Origin of the sequence: Enterobacter sp. SA187 (genome assembly GCF_001888805.2) — a bacterium.
Classification (GTDB): domain Bacteria; phylum Pseudomonadota; class Gammaproteobacteria; order Enterobacterales; family Enterobacteriaceae; genus Enterobacter_D.
Genome location: NZ_CP019113.1, coordinates 3,106,433 through 3,124,912, shown reverse-complemented (window position 1 = coordinate 3,124,912; position 18,480 = coordinate 3,106,433). Strand labels below are relative to the sequence as shown.

Annotated in this window: 16 protein-coding genes; 13 read left to right on the top strand and 3 right to left on the bottom strand. The window is 58.2% G+C overall.

Going from position 1 to position 18,480, the window contains the following annotated elements; all coding sequences use genetic code 11:
• Positions 1 to 104 precede the first annotated feature (104 nt).
• Positions 105 to 1,751, bottom strand: a complete 1,647-nt coding sequence (gene fumA, locus BMF08_RS14955) for a class I fumarate hydratase FumA (RefSeq protein WP_072568338.1) — start codon at positions 1,749 to 1,751, stop codon at positions 105 to 107.
• Between the two features lie 199 nt (positions 1,752 to 1,950).
• On the opposite strand from fumA, the gene manA reads away from it, so the two are divergent.
• Both manA and BMF08_RS14945 read left to right on the top strand, forming a co-directional pair.
• Complete coding sequence (gene manA, locus BMF08_RS14950; protein WP_072568337.1) at positions 1,951 to 3,129, top strand: mannose-6-phosphate isomerase; 1,179 nt, start codon at positions 1,951 to 1,953, stop codon at positions 3,127 to 3,129.
• A 98-nt stretch (positions 3,130 to 3,227) separates the two neighbouring features.
• Positions 3,228 to 4,766 carry a YdgA family protein gene (locus BMF08_RS14945; protein WP_072568336.1) on the top strand — a complete coding sequence of 513 codons (1,539 nt, stop codon included), beginning with the start codon at positions 3,228 to 3,230 and terminating at the stop codon, positions 4,764 to 4,766.
• A 70-nt stretch (positions 4,767 to 4,836) separates the two neighbouring features.
• Here the strand turns inward: BMF08_RS14945 and malI are convergent, their stop codons facing one another.
• The gene (malI, locus tag BMF08_RS14940; protein ID WP_072568335.1) at positions 4,837 to 5,856 is read right to left on the bottom strand and encodes a Mal regulon transcriptional regulator MalI; all 1,020 of its coding nucleotides are present in this window, start codon (positions 5,854 to 5,856) and stop codon (positions 4,837 to 4,839) included.
• A gap of 164 nt (positions 5,857 to 6,020) precedes the next feature.
• Here malI and malX point away from each other — a divergent pair, with 164 nt between their 5' ends.
• The 3 genes from malX to add all read left to right on the top strand — a co-directional run bounded on the left by malX (position 6,021) and on the right by add (position 9,901).
• Positions 6,021 to 7,613, top strand: a complete 1,593-nt coding sequence (malX, locus tag BMF08_RS14935) for a maltose/glucose-specific PTS transporter subunit IIBC (RefSeq protein ID WP_072568334.1) — start codon at positions 6,021 to 6,023, stop codon at positions 7,611 to 7,613.
• A 10-nt stretch (positions 7,614 to 7,623) separates the two neighbouring features.
• Positions 7,624 to 8,793 carry a MalY/PatB family protein gene (locus tag BMF08_RS14930; protein ID WP_072568333.1) on the top strand — a complete coding sequence of 390 codons (1,170 nt, stop codon included), beginning with the start codon at positions 7,624 to 7,626 and terminating at the stop codon, positions 8,791 to 8,793.
• A gap of 106 nt (positions 8,794 to 8,899) precedes the next feature.
• On the top strand, positions 8,900 to 9,901 hold the full coding sequence (gene add / locus BMF08_RS14925; protein WP_072568332.1) for an adenosine deaminase: 1,002 nt from the start codon (positions 8,900 to 8,902) through the stop codon (positions 9,899 to 9,901).
• A 27-nt stretch (positions 9,902 to 9,928) separates the two neighbouring features.
• Here add and BMF08_RS14920 read toward each other — a convergent pair whose 3' ends face one another.
• Positions 9,929 to 10,972, bottom strand: coding sequence for an oxidoreductase (locus BMF08_RS14920; RefSeq protein WP_072568331.1), 1,044 nt, complete (start codon positions 10,970 to 10,972; stop codon positions 9,929 to 9,931).
• 217 nt (positions 10,973 to 11,189) lie between these two features.
• Between BMF08_RS14920 and blr the strand changes: the two genes are divergently transcribed.
• The 8 genes from blr to rsxG all read left to right on the top strand — a co-directional run bounded on the left by blr (position 11,190) and on the right by rsxG (position 18,480).
• Positions 11,190 to 11,315 carry a division septum protein Blr gene (blr, locus tag BMF08_RS14915; RefSeq protein ID WP_199775959.1) on the top strand — a complete coding sequence of 42 codons (126 nt, stop codon included), beginning with the start codon at positions 11,190 to 11,192 and terminating at the stop codon, positions 11,313 to 11,315.
• Between the two features lie 126 nt (positions 11,316 to 11,441).
• Positions 11,442 to 12,842: a GH1 family beta-glucosidase gene (locus BMF08_RS14910; protein WP_072568329.1), complete on the top strand. Its 1,401-nt coding sequence runs from the start codon at positions 11,442 to 11,444 to the stop codon at positions 12,840 to 12,842.
• Positions 12,843 to 13,059: 217 nt separating this feature from the next.
• Entirely contained in the window at positions 13,060 to 13,500 is a 441-nt protein-coding gene (locus BMF08_RS14905; RefSeq protein WP_072568328.1) for a DUF2569 domain-containing protein, read from the top strand.
• Between the two features lie 75 nt (positions 13,501 to 13,575).
• Positions 13,576 to 14,157, top strand: a complete 582-nt coding sequence (gene rsxA, locus BMF08_RS14900; protein WP_072568327.1) for an electron transport complex subunit RsxA — start codon at positions 13,576 to 13,578, stop codon at positions 14,155 to 14,157.
• The gene (gene rsxB / locus BMF08_RS14895; RefSeq protein WP_072568326.1) at positions 14,157 to 14,735 is read left to right on the top strand and encodes an electron transport complex subunit RsxB; all 579 of its coding nucleotides are present in this window, start codon (positions 14,157 to 14,159) and stop codon (positions 14,733 to 14,735) included. The genes rsxA and rsxB overlap by 1 nt, the downstream gene beginning before the upstream one ends.
• On the top strand, positions 14,728 to 16,797 hold the full coding sequence (rsxC, locus tag BMF08_RS14890) for an electron transport complex subunit RsxC (protein ID WP_072568325.1): 2,070 nt from the start codon (positions 14,728 to 14,730) through the stop codon (positions 16,795 to 16,797). Before rsxB ends, rsxC begins: the two co-directional genes overlap by 8 nt.
• Positions 16,798 to 17,850, top strand: a complete 1,053-nt coding sequence (gene rsxD, locus BMF08_RS14885) for an electron transport complex subunit RsxD (RefSeq protein WP_072568324.1) — start codon at positions 16,798 to 16,800, stop codon at positions 17,848 to 17,850. It abuts the gene before it with no gap.
• Between the two features lie 9 nt (positions 17,851 to 17,859).
• Positions 17,860 to 18,480 (top strand): electron transport complex subunit RsxG, encoded by a 621-nt coding sequence (gene rsxG / locus BMF08_RS14880; RefSeq protein ID WP_072568323.1) that lies wholly within the window; start codon positions 17,860 to 17,862, stop codon positions 18,478 to 18,480.

Genomic DNA, 18,480 nt, shown 5'->3' with positions numbered 1-18,480 from the left:
TCACCTGCAAACGAAGTTGTAAGTATTACTGAAGTTGCGTGGCACGATAGAAAATGTTGCAAAAAAACGTCCGGCGACGAGCTGCGTTGCCGGACGAAAAGGGTTTATTTCACGCAGCGCGCGCAGGCGGAGGACTGGATCTGAGCGAAGAAATCGTTGCCCTTGTCATCCACGAGGATGAACGCCGGGAAATCTTCCACTTCGATTTTCCAGATGGCTTCCATCCCCAGTTCCGGGTACTCCACGCATTCCAGACTTTTGATGCTGCTCTGCGCCAGTACCGCCGCCGGACCGCCGATGCTGCCTAAATAGAAACCGCCGTGCTTGTGACAGGCATCCGTCACCTGCTGGCTGCGGTTGCCTTTTGCCAGCATGATCATGCTGCCGCCCTGCGACTGAAGCTGATCCACATAGGAGTCCATGCGTCCGGCGGTGGTCGGGCCGAGGGAGCCGGAGGCGTAGCCTTCCGGCGTTTTGGCCGGGCCTGCGTAATAGATCGGGTGATCTTTCACGTACTGCGGCAGGCCTTCGCCGCGATCCATACGCTCTTTTAACTTCGCATGGGCAATATCGCGGGCGACGATAATGGTGCCGCTCAGTGACAGGCGGGTGGACACCGGATACTGCGACAGCTGGCGTAAAATCTCCGCCATCGGGCGGTTAAGATCCACTTTGATCGCTTCACCTTCCCCGGCCTGGCGCAGTGCCTGTGGAATGTATTTGCCCGGATTGTTCTCCAGTTTTTCCAGCCACACGCCGTGGCGGTTGATCTTCGCTTTGATATTACGGTCAGCGGAGCAGGAAACGCCCATACCTACCGGGCAGGAAGCGCCGTGACGCGGCAGGCGTACGACGCGAATATCGTGGGCGAAATATTTGCCGCCGAACTGTGCGCCGAGGCCGAGATCCTGCGCCGCGCGCAGCAGCTCGTTTTCCAGTTCGATGTCGCGGAACGCCTGGCCCAGCTCGTTCCCCGTCGTCGCCAGCTCGTCATAATATTTGGTGGAGGCCAGCTTCACCGTTTTCAGCGTCGCTTCCGCCGAGGTGCCGCCGATGACGAAAGCGATATGGTACGGCGGGCAGGCCGCGGTACCCAGGGTGCGCATCTTATCCACCAGGTAATCCTTCAGTCTGCCCGGCGTCAGCAGCGCTTTGGTTTCCTGATAGAGATAGGTTTTGTTGGCCGAGCCGCCGCCCTTGGCGATGCACAGGAATTTGTACTCGTCGCCGTCCACGCTGTAGAGGTCGATCTGCGCCGGCAGGTTGGTGCCGGTGTTCACCTCTTTGTACATATCCAGCGCCGCGTTTTGCGAATAGCGCAGGTTGTCTTCGATATAGGTGTTGTAGACGCCGCGCGCCAGCGCCGCTTCATCGCCGCCGCCGGTCCACACGCGCTGACCTTTCTTGCCCATGATGATCGCCGTGCCGGTGTCCTGGCAGGTGGGCAGAATGCCTTTGGCGGCAATTTCGGAGTTACGCAGGAATTGCAGCGCGACATATTTGTCGTTCTCGCTGGCGTCCGGGTCGGCCAGAATATCGGCGACCTGCTGCTGATGCGCCGGGCGCAGCATAAAGGAGGCGTCGTGGAAAGCATGTTGCGCCAGCAAGGTCAGCGCCTGGGGATCGACTTTGAGGATCTCCTGTCCTTCGAATTCGGCGACGGAGACGTGGTCACTGCTCAACAGATAATATTCGGTCTGGTCCTTGTTCAGCGGAAAAGGATCCTGATACTGGAAGGGTTTATTCGACATTGTTCTCTCACTGACTGCACGGTCTGGTTATGGTTCGGGCAGATGTTCCATTGCCCTGCTTAAAAGCGAGTCGCTTTATCCTACACAATTTTTTAACAAAAACTGAGACTAGTACGACTTTTTGCATGCAGTGGTTACTTCCCTGATGTTTATTGCTTTAATACCCGCAAACTCTTTAACGAAACTACAGGGCTTGATAATGCAAAAACTCATCAACTCAGTGCAAAACTATGCCTGGGGAAGTAAAAGTGCGTTAACGGATCTCTACGGAATTGCCAACCCACAGCAGTTGCCGATGGCGGAACTGTGGATGGGCGCGCACCCGAAGAGCAGCTCAAAAGTGCAGGACGCGAACGGTTCCGTTCAGGTGCTGCGCGATCTGATCGATCAGGATAAAACCCGCTGGCTGGGCGAGGCGGTTGCCAACCGTTTTGGCGAACTGCCGTTCCTGTTTAAAGTGCTGTGTGCCGATCAACCGCTTTCCATCCAGGTGCACCCTAACAAGCAGGCGTCTGAAGCCGGTTTTGCGAAGGAAAATGCCGCAGGCATTCCGCTGGATGCCGCAGAGCGTAACTACAAAGATCCGAACCATAAACCGGAGCTGGTCTTTGCCCTGACGCCGTTCCTCGCGATGAACGCATTCCGCGAGTTCTCCGAGATTGTCTCGCTATTGCAGCCGGTGGCGGGTGCGCATACCTCCATCGCTCATTTCCTGGAAAAGCCTGACGCAGAGAGCTTAAGCCAGCTGTTCGCCAGCCTGCTCAACATGCAGGGCGAAGAGAAATCCCGCGCGCTGGCGGTGCTCAGCGCCACGCTCACCAGCCAGCAGGGAGAGCCGTGGGAGACCATCCGCGTTATTAAGCAGTTCTATCCGGACGACAGCGGCCTGTTCTCGCCGCTGCTGCTTAACGTGGTGAAACTGGAACCGGGCGAAGCCATGTTCCTGTTCGCCGAAACCCCGCACGCTTACCTGCAGGGCGTGGCGCTGGAAGTAATGGCAAACTCCGACAACGTGCTGCGCGCCGGACTGACGCCGAAATACATCGATATTCCGGAACTGGTGGCAAACGTCAAATTCACGCCGAAGCCAGCCGCTGAACTGCTAACGCAGCCGCAAAAAGACGGCAGTACGCTGGAATTCCCGATCCCGGTGGAGGATTTTGCGTTCTCGCTGCACGATTTATCCTCCCAGGAAACGGCGCTTGCCCAGCACAGCGCCGCGATTGTGTTCTGCGTGGAAGGCGAAGCCCTGCTTAGTAAAGGCGACGAGCGCCTGACGCTGAAACCGGGCGAGTCGGCGGTGATCCGCGCCGATGAGTCACCGGTCGCCGTCAGTGGTGTTGGCCGCGTGGCGAGAGTCTACAATAAGGTTAACTAAGTTACTGACGTAACAGGCGGGTATTGCTAAGCTTAGCAAGACTTTACGATCGTCCAGGCGGCCTGAGCCGCCTGGTTTCATTTTTATGGATAATCATTATGAAAAAAACGCTGGTCGCCGCGGGAGTTATTGTTGCACTGGGTGCTATCTGGACAGGTGCAGCCTGGTACACGGGTAAACAGCTTGAAGGCCGTATCGCAGATATGGTGAATCAGGCTAACGCAGAAATTAAAAACAGCGCGCCGGAAGCGGGCGTGGAACTGGCTTATCAGAGCTATCAGCGCGGCGTCTTCAGCAGCCATTTGCAACTGGTGATCAAACCCGTCGCCGGCAGCGAGAACGTCTGGCTGAAACCGGGCGAAAGCGTGGTGTTGAACGAGTCCGTGGATCACGGCCCCTTCCCCTTTGCGCAGCTTAAACATTTCAATCTGATCCCGGCGATGGCGTCCGTGAAGTCGACGCTGGTGAATAATAACGTCTCAAAGCCGCTGTTTGATATGGCCAAAGGCGAGTCGCCGTTTGTGGTGGACACGCGCATTGGCTACGGCGGCGATACCCGTTCTGACATCGCCCTGAAGCCGCTTAACTATGAAAAAGAGGGTGAGAAAGTCGCCTTCAGCGGCGGGGATTTCAAACTTGAGGCCGATCGTGATGGCAACGAAGTGTCGCTGACCGGCGAAGCGGCAAGCGGTCTGGTGGACGCGGTCAACGAATACGGCCAGAAGGTGCAGGTTACCTTTAACAATCTGAAGAGCGAAGGCAACAGCAAACGCGCCAGCTTCAACGAGCGTATCGGCGATCAGAAACTGTCGCTGGAAAAGCTGGCTATCTCGGTGGAAAACAAAGAGATGGCGGTGCTGGAAGGCATGGATCTGACGGCGAAGACCGATGTGGCGAAAGACAACAAAACCGTCAACAGCCAGATTGATTACACCCTCAACAGCCTGAAAATTCAGAACCGGAATATGGGCAGCGGCAAACTGACGCTGAAAGTCGGTCAGATTGACGGCCAGGCATGGCATCAGTTCAGCCAGCAATATAACGCGCAGACCAAAGCGCTGATGGCGCAGCCGGACGTGGTGCAGAACCCGGAACTGTATCAACAGAAAGCCACGGAAGCCTTCTTCTCTTCCCTGCCGCTGCTGCTGAAAGGCGAGCCGGTGATCACCGTTGCGCCGCTGAGCTGGAAAAACGACAAAGGTGAAACCGCCTTTAACCTGTCGCTGTTCTTAAAAGATCCGGCCACCGCCACCGGCGAGCCGCAAACCCTGGCGCAGGAAGTGGATCGCAGCGTGAAATCCCTCGACAGCAAGCTGACCATCCCGGTGGATATGGCGACGGAGTTTATGACCCAGGTGGCAAAACTGGAAGGTTATCAGGATGCTGACGCCAGCAAGCTGGCCGCCCAGCAGGTGAAAGGCCTGGCGGCGATGGGCCAGATGTTCCGCATCACCACGCTGGATAACAACGTGATCTCCACCAGCCTGCAGTACGCTAATGGTCAGGTGACGCTGAACGGTCAGAAAATGCCGCTGGATGAGTTTGTCGGCATGTTCGGTATGCCGGATCTCGGCCTGCCAGCGCCAGCGCCTCAGCCGCCGGTTGCCCCGGCCGTGCCTGCGGTGCCTCAGCAGTAACGATAAGCTGCACCTGAAATGCGGATATCTCCGCAAAGTAAGGTGCCGTTTTCCCCTGTTTATCCCCGTTTTATCTCACCTTCACCAGCCGTGAAGGCATGATCTGCTCCTGCGTGTGGGCATCCTTTTTGTCGATGCGCTGCATGATCCGCTCCGCCAGCGCGCAGCCGATCTCCTGCGCCGGGGTCAGTGACCAGGCTATAGGCACATCATCCAGCCGGCTTTCCGGCACATCCGCAAAGGCCGCCAGCGCGATCTGCTGATCAAACACGTTGCCGACGCTCTCAAAACCGCTCTGCCGCCCGGCGCGCATCAGGCCAAACCACGCCCCCATGGCGATGGTGCTGTTGTAGCACATCACCGCGCTGATGGTCGGATTGTGGCGCAGCAGCGCGCCAATGGCTTCGGCGGCGTGTTTCTGGCTGGTTTCACACTCCACCACCCATTCATTGTGAAACGGCAGGCCGTACTTCAGCAAGGTGGCGCAGTAGCCGCCGACGCGTTCCGCACGGGTGAGCGACGAACTGTTGCCCCCGAGCCAGGCAATGCGCTGATGGCCGCCGCGAATAAAATGTTCGGTCAGCATTTGTGCCGCCTGCATATTGTCCGGGCGAATAATATCGGCGTCATCGAGATAGCTGGCGCGGGAAGCGAACACTACCGGCAGCCCGTCAGCACGGGCGTTAATTTCAGCGGTATTACTGACGCCACCGGCGATCACTATGCCGTCCACCCCCTGCGCCATCAGCGTGTCGATGCGGGACAGCAGATGCTCCCCCTGCCGTCCTCCCTGGGTAAGAAACACCATTTTGCCCTGCGCTTCGAGCACGCTTGTTAACCCCGCCGTCAGTTGAGCATAAAAAGGATCTGAAAAGTGGCTGACAATAAGCCCAACGACGCCGGTTTTGCCGCCGCGCAGCAGCGCTGCCTGACGGTTCCTCACAAAACCCAGCTGCTCTACCGCCGCATTCACTTTTTGCCCGGTGGAGGGCGAAATGCGCCCTTTACCGCTGAGCACCAGCGATACGGTGCTGACCGATACGCCAGCGTGCAGCGCGACATCATTAATGGTGATTTTTTTATTCGTCATCCCGGCGAGGTATCCCTGCTAATGATTCTGGTAAAACGTTTTTTTACCATTACCCTTTTTACCGCAATTTATACGCTTACTATGTGATATTTGTCGCACTAAAATTTGATAAAACGTTTTATCTTCTGGCCACTGAATCCACTTTTCCAGACAAGGAATCGTTCATGCCTGTTAAAACTGCACCAAAAATTACGCTGTGGGAGTTTTTCCAGCAGTTAGGGAAAACCTTTATGTTGCCGGTGGCCCTGCTCTCTTTCTGCGGGATCATGATGGGCATCGGCAGCTCGCTGAGCAGCCATGATGTGGTGACGCTGTTACCGGCGCTTGAAAATCCGGTGTTACAGGCGATTTTCATCTGGATGGGGAAAGTTGGTTCTTTTGCGTTCAGCTTCCTGCCGGTGATGTTCTGTATCGCCATCCCGCTGGGGCTGGCGCGTGAAAACAAAGGCGTGGCGGCCTTCGCCGGTTTCGTCGGTTATGCGGTCATGAACCTGGCGGTTAACTTCTGGCTGACCGCGAAAGGCATTCTGCCCACCACGGACGCCGCCATTCTGAAAGCCAACAACGTGCAGAACATCCTCGGCATCCAGTCCATTGATACCGGCATTCTGGGCGCGGTGATCGCAGGGGTGGTGGTCTGGCTGCTGCATGAACGTTTCCATACCGTGCGCCTGCCGGACGCGCTGGCGTTTTTCGGCGGCACGCGTTTTGTGCCGATCATTACCACCGTAGTGATGGGGCTGGTGGGGCTGTGTATTCCGCTCATCTGGCCGTTTTTCGCCATGGGCATCAACGGCCTTGGGCAGATGATCAACAGCGCCGGGGATTTTGGGCCGATGATTTTCGGCACCGGCGAGCGTCTGCTGCTGCCCTTTGGCCTGCACCATATTCTGGTGGCGCTGATCCGCTTCAGTGAAGCAGGCGGTACGCTCGACGTCTGCGGCAACACCGTCAGCGGTGCGTTAACCATCTTCCAGGCGCAGTTAAACTGCCCCACTTCCCACGGCTTTGCCGAGAGCGCCACGCGTTTTCTGTCGCAGGGTAAAATGCCTGCCTTCCTCGGCGGCTTACCAGGGGCGGCGCTGGCGATGTATCACTGCGCCCGTCCGGAGAATCGTCATAAAATCAAAGGCCTGCTCATTTCCGGCGTGGTCGCCTGCGTGATTGGCGGCACCACCGAGCCGCTGGAGTTCCTGTTCCTGTTCGTCGCGCCGGTGCTGTATGTGATCCACGCCCTGCTCACGGGTCTGGGCTTTACCATGATGGCGGTGCTGGGCGTGACCATCGGCAACACCGACGGCAACCTGATCGACTTTGTGGTGTTCGGCATCCTGCACGGTCTGGCGACCAAATGGTACATGGTGCCGGTGGTCGCAGCGGTCTGGTTTGTAACCTACTACGCCATTTTCCGCTTCGCCATTACCCGCTTTAACCTGAAAACGCCGGGTCGCGAGGCAGAGATCAGCAGCCAGCTTGAAAAACGTTTTGCGGGCAGCGCCGGGAAATCGGGCTATAACGTCCCGGCTATTCTGGCGGCGCTGGGCGGCGCGGAGAATCTGGTGACCATTGATAACTGCATTACTCGCCTGCGCCTGTCGGTGGCGGACATGTCAAAAGTGGATACCGACGCGCTGAAAGCACTGCGGGCGATTGGAGTGGTGAAATTAAACGAGCATAATCTTCAGGTGGTCATTGGCCCGCAGGTTCAGTCGGTCAAAGATGAGCTGGTGTCACTGATGAATACCGTTGAAGCATAAGGATAGCGAGATGTTTGATTTCTCAACCGTCGTGGATCGCCACGGCACCTGGTGTACCCAGTGGGATTATGTGGCAGACCGTTTTGGTCACGCCGACCTGCTGCCGTTCACCATCTCGGATATGGATTTTGCCACGGCGCCCTGTGTGATTGAGGCGTTACAGGCGCGGCTGGCCCATGGCGTATTAGGTTACAGCCGCTGGAACAACGAGGAATTTATCAGCGCCGTGCAGCACTGGTTCAGTACGCGCTTTAACGCCCCGCTGCCGGACAATGCGCTGGTCTATGGCCCGTCGGTGATCTACATGGTCGCCGAACTGATCCGCCTGTGGTCTGCCCCCGGTGACGGGGTGGTGGTGCATACCCCGGCCTATGACGCGTTCTACAAGGTGATCGAGGGCAACGATCGCCGCGTCGTGCCGGTGCCCCTGCAACATAACGGCGACTGGTACTGCGATATGGCCGTGCTGGAAGCGGTGCTCGCGCAGGAAGAAAACAAAATCCTGCTGCTGTGCAGCCCGCAAAACCCGACCGGGAAGGTCTGGACGCAGGATGAACTGGAAACCATGGCGGCGCTGTGCGCCCGCCACGGTGTGAGGGTGATCAGCGATGAGATCCATATGGATATGACCTGGGGAGCGCACCGTCATATACCCTGGAGCCGTGTCGCTCAGGGTCCCTGGGCGCTGCTTACCTCGGCGTCGAAAAGCTTTAATATCCCGGCGCTGACCGGCGCATATGGCATTATTGAAGATAACGTGACACGGTCACGTTATCTGACGGCGCTGAAGAGCCGCGACGGGCTATCATCACCGTCGGTGCTGGCGATCCATGCGCATATTGCCGCCTATCGCGAGGGCGCGCCCTGGCTGGATGCGTTGCGGGCATATCTGGCGGCAAACCTGGACTTTGTAGCGGCGGAGCTGAACGCCGCCTTCCCTGCCCTTAACTGGCAGCCGCCGCAGTCGACTTATCTGGCCTGGATAGACCTGCGGCCGCTGGGTATCGATGATGCACTTTTGCAGCAGGAGCTGATTGAAAACCAGAAGGTCGCCATTATGCCGGGCCTGACCTATGGCGACGCGGGCCGCGGTTTTGTGCGTCTGAACGCCGGTTGTCCGCGCATCAAGCTGGAACAGGGTGTTAGCCGGTTAATAGCCGGAATTCAGGCACTTTTGTGATTTTGTGTTGCGCAACCAACTTATTGCTTGCGCAACATAGCTTTTTACCCCGATTTATTTTTATAATGCTCTGCACTTTACCTAAAACATCTAAAAAGAGTGCAGCATGATTGATTCCACTATTCCATTGACCGACATTCACCGCCACCTTGATGGCAATATTCGCGCCCAGACCATCCTCGATCTTGGCCGCCAGTTTAATCTCTCTCTGCCCGCTGATACCCTTGATACCCTGCGTCCGCACGTGCAGGTGACCTCCAACGAACCGGATCTGGTCAGCTTCCTGTCTAAACTCGACTGGGGCGTGAAAGTGCTGGCCTCGCTGGACGCCTGCCGTCGTGTGGCGTTTGAGAATATGGAAGATGCGGCGCGTAATGGCCTGCACTATGTTGAACTGCGTTTTTCACCGGGCTATATGGCGATGACCCATAACCTGCCGGTGGCGGGCGTGGTGGAAGCGGTAATCGAAGGGGTGCGCCAGGGGAGCAGCGCGTTCAACGTGCAGGCGCGTCTGATCGGCATTATGAGCCGCACCTTCGGCGAAGCGGCCTGCCTTGAAGAGCTGGAGGCATTGCTGGCGCACCGCGACAGCATTACCGCGCTGGATCTGGCGGGCGACGAGCTGGGCTTCCCCGGCAGCCTGTTCCTCTCCCACTTCAACCGCGCGCGTGACGCGGGCTGGCGTATTACCGTTCACGCCGGTGAAGCGGCGGGCCCGGAGAGCATCTGGCAGGCGATCCGTGAGCTGGGCGCCGAGCGTATCGGCCACGGCGTGAAGGCTATTGAAGATCCTGCGCTGATGGATTTCCTCGCGGAGCAGCGCATCGGCATTGAATCCTGCCTGACCTCTAATATTCAGACCAGCACGGTGGCGTCCCTTTCCGCGCACCCGCTGAAAACCTTCCTTGAGCACGGCGTGCTGGCCACGCTGAATACCGACGATCCGGCGGTACAGGGCGTGGATATTATTCATGAGTATCAGGTCGCGGCGCCGCAGGCCGGTTTAAGCCGCGAGCAGATCCGCCAGGCGCAGATCAACGGTCTGGAGATCGCCTTCCTGAGCGCCGCTGAAAAACAGGCGCTGCGCGACAGCCTCATCCGCGCATAAAAAAAGCCCGGCAAATGCCGGGCTTCTTCATGACGACAGGCAAAGCGTCGATCGATGTTTTGCCGATTCCATGCCCAGCTCGATCAGCTCCATGATCTGGATCGCCTGGCTGGCGGGCACCGGGTTTTCCCCGTCACCGTTCAGCGCATCGCGGATCCCGGCATAATAGGCCGGATAGTTGCCCGGAATGGTCAGCCAGCTTTCCTCTACCCGCTCGTCGCCTTCGGCACGGGTCAGCACGCCGTCGCGCATGTCATAACCCCAGTCTTCCTGCGGCAGACGTTCGCCGTTTTTCAGCCGTTCTTCCTGCGGATCGAGGCCAAACTTCACATAGCTGCCCCGGGTGCCGTGCACGATATAGCGCGCCGATTCTGCCGCCGCCAGCAGCGTGCCGTGCAGCACCACGCGCCGCTGCGGATAGGTGAGCACCGCATGGAAATAGTCGGTAGCCTGCGCGCCGGGACGTAATTGCGCCAGATCGACGTTCATCCCCACCGGCAGGCCAAACAGGTTGACCGCCTGATCGAGCAGATGTGGCCCTAAATCGTACCAGATGCCGCTGCCCGGCCCGGCCATTTCTCGCCAGCGGTTACGCACTTCCGGCCGGTAACGGTCGAAGTGCGATTCAAAATAGGTCACTTCCCCCAGCGCGCCTTCCGCCACCAGCGCTTTCAGCGTCAGGAAATCGCTGTCCCAGCGGCGGTTGTGGAATACCGACAGCACGCGGCCAAGGGTTTTGGCCAGCGCATCCAGCTCGCGTGCCTGTGACAGTGTCACGGTAAACGGCTTATCCACCACCACATGTTTACCGGCTTCCAGCGCCGCTTTCGCCAGCGGGAAATGGGTATCGTTAGGCGTGGGGATGACAATCAAATCCAGCGAAGGATCATTAAATAAATGCTTTGGCTCCGACACCACCGGCACGTTCGGCCAGTCGGCATGGACTTTGTTTTCATCACTGCTGGAGATCGCCGCCAGCTCCATGCCAGGTGTGCCGTCGATTAGCGGCGCATGGAAGGTTTTGCTGGCATAGCCATAGCCAATTAATCCGACACGGATCTTGTCACTCATAAAGCTGCCTCTCGTCAGTGGAGGAATGTGTTTTCGCTTTATTAATCATACGTGGCGATGGTCACCCTGTCTTCCTCAAACAGAGCGTCATCGGGGGCGCTGATTTCAGAAAATCCTGAAAATACCCTGAATACCGACGGAGACTTGCCCGAATAATCACGCCCCGCTACTATTCGCCCTCAGGTAAACAGGAGAAGTCTGCATTATGAACGGAGTAGTGACCCGCATTATTGAACTTGCCGGTTGGATCGTGCTGGGCGTCAGCGCCATTTTATTAGGCGTTGCCAGCCATATTGATGATTATCAGCCACCGGAGCCCGCCGCCCACGTACAGGCAAAATAACGCCCTCCCCGCCGGGTTAAAAGTGACTGCCCTCCCATTCCGGTAACCGGTTTCTGAAACCGGTTGCGGTGATAAACGCATCGCGTGTAACGTGCCTTAACGTCATGGAACTGTAAGGAGCACACGATGGCTGCGTTTCCGGAAGAATTTTTATGGGGTGCCGCGACTGCGGCGTATCAGGTTGAAGGCGGACATGATGCCGATGGCAAAGGCCCGTCGATCTGGGATGTGTTTTCGCATATTCCCGGCGCCACCTGGCAGGACACGAACGGCGATGTCGCCGTTGACCATTATCACCGCATGCAGGAAGACGTCGCGCTGATGGCGGAAATGGGGCTGCAAAGCTACCGGTTTTCGATTTCATGGCCGCGCCTGCTGCCGCAGGGCCGCGGCGAGGTGAATGAAGCGGGCGTGAAGTTCTACAGCGATCTGATCGACGCCCTGCTGGCGCACAATATTGTGCCTATGGTGACCCTTTATCACTGGGATTTGCCGCAGGCACTGCAGGACGAAGGCGGCTGGGAAGCGCGCTCTACGGCGGACGCTTTTGAGGAGTACGCCCGCCTGTGCTACGACCGCTTCGGCTCCCGCGTCCGCCTGTGGGCCACCTTCAACGAAACCATCGTATTCATCGGTCACGGCTATATCACCGGCAGCCATCCGCCCTCCGTTACCGATCCGGCGCGGGCCATTCAGGCCTGTCATCATGTCTTTATCGCCCATGCGCTGGCGGTAAAAGCCTTTCGTCAGTCCGGCATCGCAGGTGAAATCGGTTTTGTGAACGTACTGCAACCGCACACCCCGCTCACCCGCCTGCCGGAAGACGTGGCGGCGGCTGATCTGGCGGATGCCATTTATACCCACTGGTTTTACGATCCGGTGCTGAAAGGCGAATATCCGGCGGCATTACTGGCTGCCGCGCAGCAGCGCTGGGGGGTGCCGCGGTTCGCCCCGGACGACGATCGCTTACTGCGGGAGAATCGCTGCGACTTTATCGGCCTGAATTATTATCGTCGTGAAACGGTAGTTTCCAATCCGCACGAAACCCATACCCAGGCGAATCATTCCGGCGAGAGCAACAGCGGTCATGAATTCGGCTTTAAAGGCCTGTTTAAATTCGTGCGTAATCCGGACGGCGTTTATACCGACTGGGACTGGGAAATCTGGCCGCAGGGACTGACCGACGGCATTATGCAAATCAAAGCCCGTTACGGTGATATTCCCATCTACATCACCGAAAATGGCTTGGGCGCGAAAGATCCCATTATTGACGGGGAAGTTGTTGACGACCCGCGCATTGATTATCTGCGCATGCATGTGGATGCGATGGCTGACGCCATGGCGCAGGGTGCGGACGTGCGCGGCTATTATCCCTGGTCATTTATTGATTTGCTGAGCTGGCTTAACGGTTATAAAAAACAGTACGGTTTTGTCTATGTCGATCATGACAATAATCTGGCGCGTAAACGTAAAAAAAGTTTCTTCTGGTATCAGCAGTTAATTGCCAGTCGCGGCGCGCAGCGTTAATTTACCGCAGGCACTTTCCAGTGCCTGCTTTTTACCCCTTAAGAACCACCTTAACTCCCCCGCCACCGCATTGACGGACAAATCTGTTTCGCCAGGTCGCGTATTATTACCCGCTGCGTCCGGGTGTTACCGGTAATAATGCCAGTAGTATTCCCCCGGCAATGCTTTATAATCTTCGCCCGGCAAATTACGCGTACAGACTAAAGGTGAATAATCCATGACCGCAACGCCCGCAGAACGAATCGGAGGCTGGTTACTCGCCCCCCTGGCATGGCTGCTGGTGGCGCTGCTGAGCACGTCGCTGGCGCTTCTGCTCTATACTTCGGCGCTGATGTCGCCCCGGACGTTCACCACGCTGCACGCCCAGGGCATGATGTCTATGGTGATGTGGTTTGCCACCCTGCTGTTTGCTGTGGGCATGTGGTATTACACCCTGTGGCTGACCATTGCCTTTTTCAAACGCCGCCGGATGGTGCCAAAGCACTATATTATCTGGCTGCTGATTTCGGTGCTGCTGGCGGTAAAAGCCTTTGCCTTTTCCCCGGTATCGGATGAACTGGCGCTGCGCCAGCTGCTGTTTCCGCTGATGGCGGCGGCGTTGCTGGTGCCCTATTTTAAGCGCTCCGGCAGGGTCAAAAAGACCTTTGTTAACCCGTAATAACCCTACAGTTATGCTGTTGTCGCCCGTTGCGGATTATCCGATAATGGGCGGTTTATTCTTTCAGGGCGAATAATGACTGATTACTTACTGCTGTTTGTCGGAACCGTTCTGGTCAATAACTTTGTGCTGGTGAAGTTTCTTGGCCTCTGCCCGTTTATGGGGGTGTCCAAAAAACTGGAATCCGCCATGGGGATGGGACTGGCAACCACCTTTGTAATGACGATGGCCTCCGTGTGCGCATGGATTATCGACACCTGGGTGCTTATTCCGCTGGATCTGATCTATCTGCGTACGCTGGCCTTCATTCTGATTATCGCCGTGGTGGTGCAGTTTACGGAGATGGTAGTACGTAAAACCAGCCCGGCGCTCTATCGCCTGCTGGGCATTTTTCTGCCGCTTATCACTACCAATTGCGCGGTGCTGGGCGTGGCGTTGCTCAATATCAACCTTGGGCACAATTTTATGCAGTCCGCGCTGTACGGCTTTGCCGCGGCGGTGGGCTTTTCACTGGTGATGGTGCTGTTTGCGGCGATCCGTGAGCGTCTGGTGGTGGCGGATGTGCCCGCCCCCTTCCGCGGTAACGCCATTGCGCTGATCACCGCAGGTTTAATGTCTCTGGCCTTTATGGGCTTTAGTGGTCTGGTGAAGTTGTAATGAGCGCGATCTGGATTGCCATTGCCGCCCTGAGCGTTCTCGGGCTGATCTTTGGCGTCATTCTCGGTTACGCCTCCCGCCGTTTCGCGGTGGAGGACGATCCCGTTGTCGAACGCATTGACGAACTGCTGCCGCAGAGTCAGTGCGGTCAGTGCGGCTACCCTGGCTGCCGCCCTTATGCTGAGGCGGTGGGCGTGCAGGGTGAAAAAATTAACCGCTGCGCCCCTGGCGGCGAAGCCGTGATGCTGAAAATCGCCACGCTGCTAAATGTGGATCCGCAACCAGTGGACGACGAAGAGGTCGCGGCAGAGCCGGTGCGTATGCTGGCGGTGATCGACGAACCTAACTGTATTGGCTGCACCAAATGCATTCAGGCCTGCCCGGTCGATGCCATCGTCGGCGCGACCCGCGCCATGCATACGGTGATGAGCGACCTGTGCACCGGTTGTAATCTGTGCGTCGATCCCTGCCCGACACAGTGCATTGAGCTGCGTCCGGTGGCCGCTACCCCTGACAGCTGGAAATGGGATTTGCAGACGATCCCGGTGCGCATCATTTCTGTGGAACAACATGCTTAAGTTATTCTCGGCTTTCCGAAAAGATAAACTGTGGGACTTCCACGGCGGTATTCATCCGCCGGAAATGAAGACCCAGTCCAACGGCACGCCGCTGCGTCAGCTGCCGCTGGCCTCACGTTTTGTCATTCCTCTCAAGCAGCATATCGGCGCTGAGGGTGAGCTGTGCGTGCGTGCAGGCGATCGCGTATTGCGCGGTCAGCCGCTGACCCGCGGGCGCGGCCGTATGCTGCCGGTACATGCGCCAACCTCCGGCGTGGTGGTGGCCATTGCCCCCCACTCCACGGCGCATCCGTCTGGACTGGCGGAACTGAGCGTGCTCATTGACGCCGACGGCGAGGATCAATGGATCGAGCGCGACGGCTGGAGTGATTACCGCTCCCGCAGCCGCGAGGCGCTGATTGAGCGTATTCACCAGGCGGGCGTCGCTGGTCTTGGCGGCGCGGGCTTCCCGACCGGTAACAAACTGCATGGCGGCAGCGATAAAATCGACACGCTGATCATTAACGCCGCCGAGTGCGAGCCGTACATCACCGCCGATGACCGTCTGATGCAGGATTGCGCGGCACAGGTGGTGGAAGGCATTCGCATCCTTGCGCATATTTTGCAGCCGCGCCAGGTGCTGATTGGCATTGAAGATAACAAACCCCAGGCGATCTCCATGCTGCGGGCGGTGCTGGCAGGATCGCACGACATTACGCTGCGCGTCATCCCGACCAAATACCCGTCGGGCGGCGCGAAACAGCTGACGCAGATCCTCACCGGCAAACAGGTGCCGCACGGCGGGCGTTCGTCCGATATCGGCGTGCTGATGCAGAACGTCGGCACCGCCTATGCGGTAAAACGCGCCGTGGTGGATGGCGAACCCCTGACCGAACGCGTGGTGACGCTGACCGGTGAAGCGGTAAAACAGCCGGGCAACGTCTGGGCGCGTCTGGGCACGCCGATCCGTCATCTGCTTGACGCCGCAGGTTTTTGCCCCGGTGGCGAACAGATGGTAATCATGGGCGGTCCACTGATGGGCTTTACCCTGCCGTGGCTCGACGTGCCGGTGGTGAAAATCACTAACTGCCTGCTGGCCCCGTCCGCCACTGAAATGGGCGAGCCGCAGGAAGAGAAAGGCTGTATCCGTTGCAGCGCCTGTGCGGACGCCTGTCCTGCCGACTTGCTGCCGCAGCAGCTCTACTGGTTCAGTAAAGGCCAGCAACACGACAAAGCCACTGCGCATAACCTTTCCGACTGCATCGAGTGCGGCGCCTGTGCCTGGGTGTGTCCGAGCAATATTCCGCTGGTGCAGTATTTCCGTCAGGAAAAAGCCGAAATCTACGCCATCGCGCAGGAAGAAAAACGCGCCGCGGAAGCGAAGATGCGCTTTGAAGCGCGTCAGGCGCGTCTTGAGCGTGAAAAAGAAGCCCGTCTCGCCCGCCACAAACAGGCGGCGGTACAGCCTGCGGCGAAAGATCAGGCTGCCATCGACGCGGCGCTTGCCCGCGTGCGCGAGAAAAAACAGAACGCCACCCAGCCGGTGGTGGTGCAGGCAGGCGCCGTACCGGATAACAGCGAGGTCATCGCCGCCCGCGAAGCCCGCAAAGCCGAAGCGCGCGCCCGTCAGGCAGAGAAAGCACAGCAGGCGGCGGCCGTTAACGCGCCGGACGCCGATCCACGTAAAGCCGCGGTAGAAGCGGCCATTGCCCGCGCCAAAGCCCGTAAAGCGCAGCAGAGCGCTGAAGCCCCTGAGCCGGCAGCGCCCTCTGAACCGGTTGGCGATGTTGATCCCCGTAAAGCGGCGGTGGAAGCAGCTATTGCCCGCGCCAAAGCCCGTAAAGCGCAGCAGCAGGCGGCAGAAGCGCCACCGCCGAAAATTCCACCCGCGCCGGACGAGGTCATCGATCCGCGCAAAGCCGCGGTGGAAGCGGCTATTGCCCGCGCTAAAGCACGTAAAGCCCAGCAGCCGGTCACCGATACTCCGGCGGCCAATGACGATCCGCGTAAAGCGGCCGTCGCTGCGGCGATCGCCAGAGTTCAGGCTAAGAAAGCCGCACAACAGGCCGTTAACGAGGATTAAATGGTTTTTCGAATCGCAAGCTCCCCATATACCCATAACCAGCGCCAGACTTCGCGCATCATGATGCTGGTATTGCTGGCGGCCCTGCCGGGCATTGCCGTGCAAAGCTGGTTTTTCGGCTGGGGTACGCTGATACAAATTATACTGGCGGGCGTCAGCGCGCTGGCCGCCGAAGCGCTGGTGCTGAAGTTACGCAAGCAGAACATCAAAATGATCCTTGCGGATAATTCTGCGCTGTTAACCGGCCTGCTGCTGGCGATCAGTATTCCCTCTTTTTCCCCCTGGTGGATGGTGGTGCTGGGCACGGTGTTCGCGGTGATCATCGCCAAGCAACTTTACGGCGGCCTCGGGCATAACCCCTTTAACCCTGCGATGGTCGGCTACGTGGTGTTGTTGATCTCCTTCCCGGTGCAGATGACCAGCTGGCTGCCGCCGCATGACATTGCCGCCACCGTTCCCGGCTTTATGGATGCGCTCCAGGTGATCTTCTCCGGCCATACCTCCAGCGGCGGCAATATGGATACCCTGCGCATGGGCGTTGACGGCATCAGCCAGGCGACGCCGCTGGATACCTTTAAAACGTCCCTGCATGCCGGACATAAAGTTGACGAGATCCTGAGCTATCCGATTTACAGCGGCGTGCTGGCAGGCGCGGGCTGGCAGTGGGTAAACCTGGCTTACCTGGCGGGCGGGGTGTTCCTGCTGTGGCAGAAAACCATCCGCTGGCATATCCCGGTCAGTTTTATCGCCATGCTGGCCTTCTGCTCCACCCTTGGCTGGCTGCTGTCGCCGGACAGCCTGGCATCCCCGACGCTGCATCTGTTCTCCGGGGCCACCATGCTGGGCGCGTTCTTTATTCTCACCGATCCGGTGACCGCGTCGACCACCAATAAAGGCCGTCTGATTTTTGGCGCGCTGGCGGGTCTGCTGGTGTGGTTGATCCGCAGCTTCGGCGGCTATCCCGACGGCGTGGCCTTTGCCGTACTGCTGGCGAATATTACCGTTCCGTTAATCGATTACTACACGCGCCCGCGCGTGTACGGTCACCGCTGAGGACGCACCATGTTAAAGACCATGCAAAAACACGGTGTGACGCTGGCGATCTTTGCCGCCTGCTGTACCGGCATGACCGCCGCGATTAACCAGCTGACTAAATCGACCATTGACGATCAGGCGGCGCTGCAACAGAAAGCGCTGTTCGATCAGGTGGTGCCCGCGTCGCTTTATGATAACGATCTCAGCCAGAGCTGCTATTTTGTTACTGCGCCAGAGCTGGGCAAAGGCGAGCATCGCGTCTATATTGCCCGAAAAGACGACACGCCGGTGGCGGCCGTCATTGAAGCCACCGCGCCGGACGGCTATTCCGGTGCGATCCAGCTGCTGGTCGGCGCGGATTTTTCCGGTACGGTGACCGGGGCGCGCGTCACCGAACATCATGAAACCCCGGGACTGGGGGACAAAATTGAGCTGCGCATTTCCGACTGGATCCTGACCTTTGCAGGCCGCAAAATCGATCCGCAGGACAGCGCGCACTGGGCAGTGAAAAAGGACGGCGGCGATATCGATCAGTTTACCGGGGCAACCATCACCCCGCGCGCGGTGGTGAACGCCGTCAAACGGGCGGGGATCTACGCACAATCGCTGCCTGCCCGTCTCAACCAATTACCGGGCTGTGGAGAGTAA

Excerpts from the sequence above, each read along its gene's own strand:
- fumA (WP_072568338.1), bottom strand. The coding sequence starts at position 1,751 with ATGTCGAATAAACCCTTCCAGTATCAGGATCCTTTTCCGCTGAACAAG.
- manA (WP_072568337.1), top strand. The coding sequence starts at position 1,951 with ATGCAAAAACTCATCAACTCAGTGCAAAACTATGCCTGGGGAAGTAAA.
- BMF08_RS14945 (WP_072568336.1), top strand. The coding sequence starts at position 3,228 with ATGAAAAAAACGCTGGTCGCCGCGGGAGTTATTGTTGCACTGGGTGCT.
- malI (WP_072568335.1), bottom strand. The coding sequence starts at position 5,856 with ATGACGAATAAAAAAATCACCATTAATGATGTCGCGCTGCACGCTGGC.
- malX (WP_072568334.1), top strand. The coding sequence starts at position 6,021 with ATGCCTGTTAAAACTGCACCAAAAATTACGCTGTGGGAGTTTTTCCAG.
- BMF08_RS14930 (WP_072568333.1), top strand. The coding sequence starts at position 7,624 with ATGTTTGATTTCTCAACCGTCGTGGATCGCCACGGCACCTGGTGTACC.
- add (WP_072568332.1), top strand. The coding sequence starts at position 8,900 with ATGATTGATTCCACTATTCCATTGACCGACATTCACCGCCACCTTGAT.
- BMF08_RS14920 (WP_072568331.1), bottom strand. The coding sequence starts at position 10,972 with ATGAGTGACAAGATCCGTGTCGGATTAATTGGCTATGGCTATGCCAGC.
- BMF08_RS14910 (WP_072568329.1), top strand. The coding sequence starts at position 11,442 with ATGGCTGCGTTTCCGGAAGAATTTTTATGGGGTGCCGCGACTGCGGCG.
- BMF08_RS14905 (WP_072568328.1), top strand. The coding sequence starts at position 13,060 with ATGACCGCAACGCCCGCAGAACGAATCGGAGGCTGGTTACTCGCCCCC.
- rsxA (WP_072568327.1), top strand. The coding sequence starts at position 13,576 with ATGACTGATTACTTACTGCTGTTTGTCGGAACCGTTCTGGTCAATAAC.
- rsxB (WP_072568326.1), top strand. The coding sequence starts at position 14,157 with ATGAGCGCGATCTGGATTGCCATTGCCGCCCTGAGCGTTCTCGGGCTG.
- rsxC (WP_072568325.1), top strand. The coding sequence starts at position 14,728 with ATGCTTAAGTTATTCTCGGCTTTCCGAAAAGATAAACTGTGGGACTTC.
- rsxD (WP_072568324.1), top strand. The coding sequence starts at position 16,798 with ATGGTTTTTCGAATCGCAAGCTCCCCATATACCCATAACCAGCGCCAG.
- rsxG (WP_072568323.1), top strand. The coding sequence starts at position 17,860 with ATGTTAAAGACCATGCAAAAACACGGTGTGACGCTGGCGATCTTTGCC.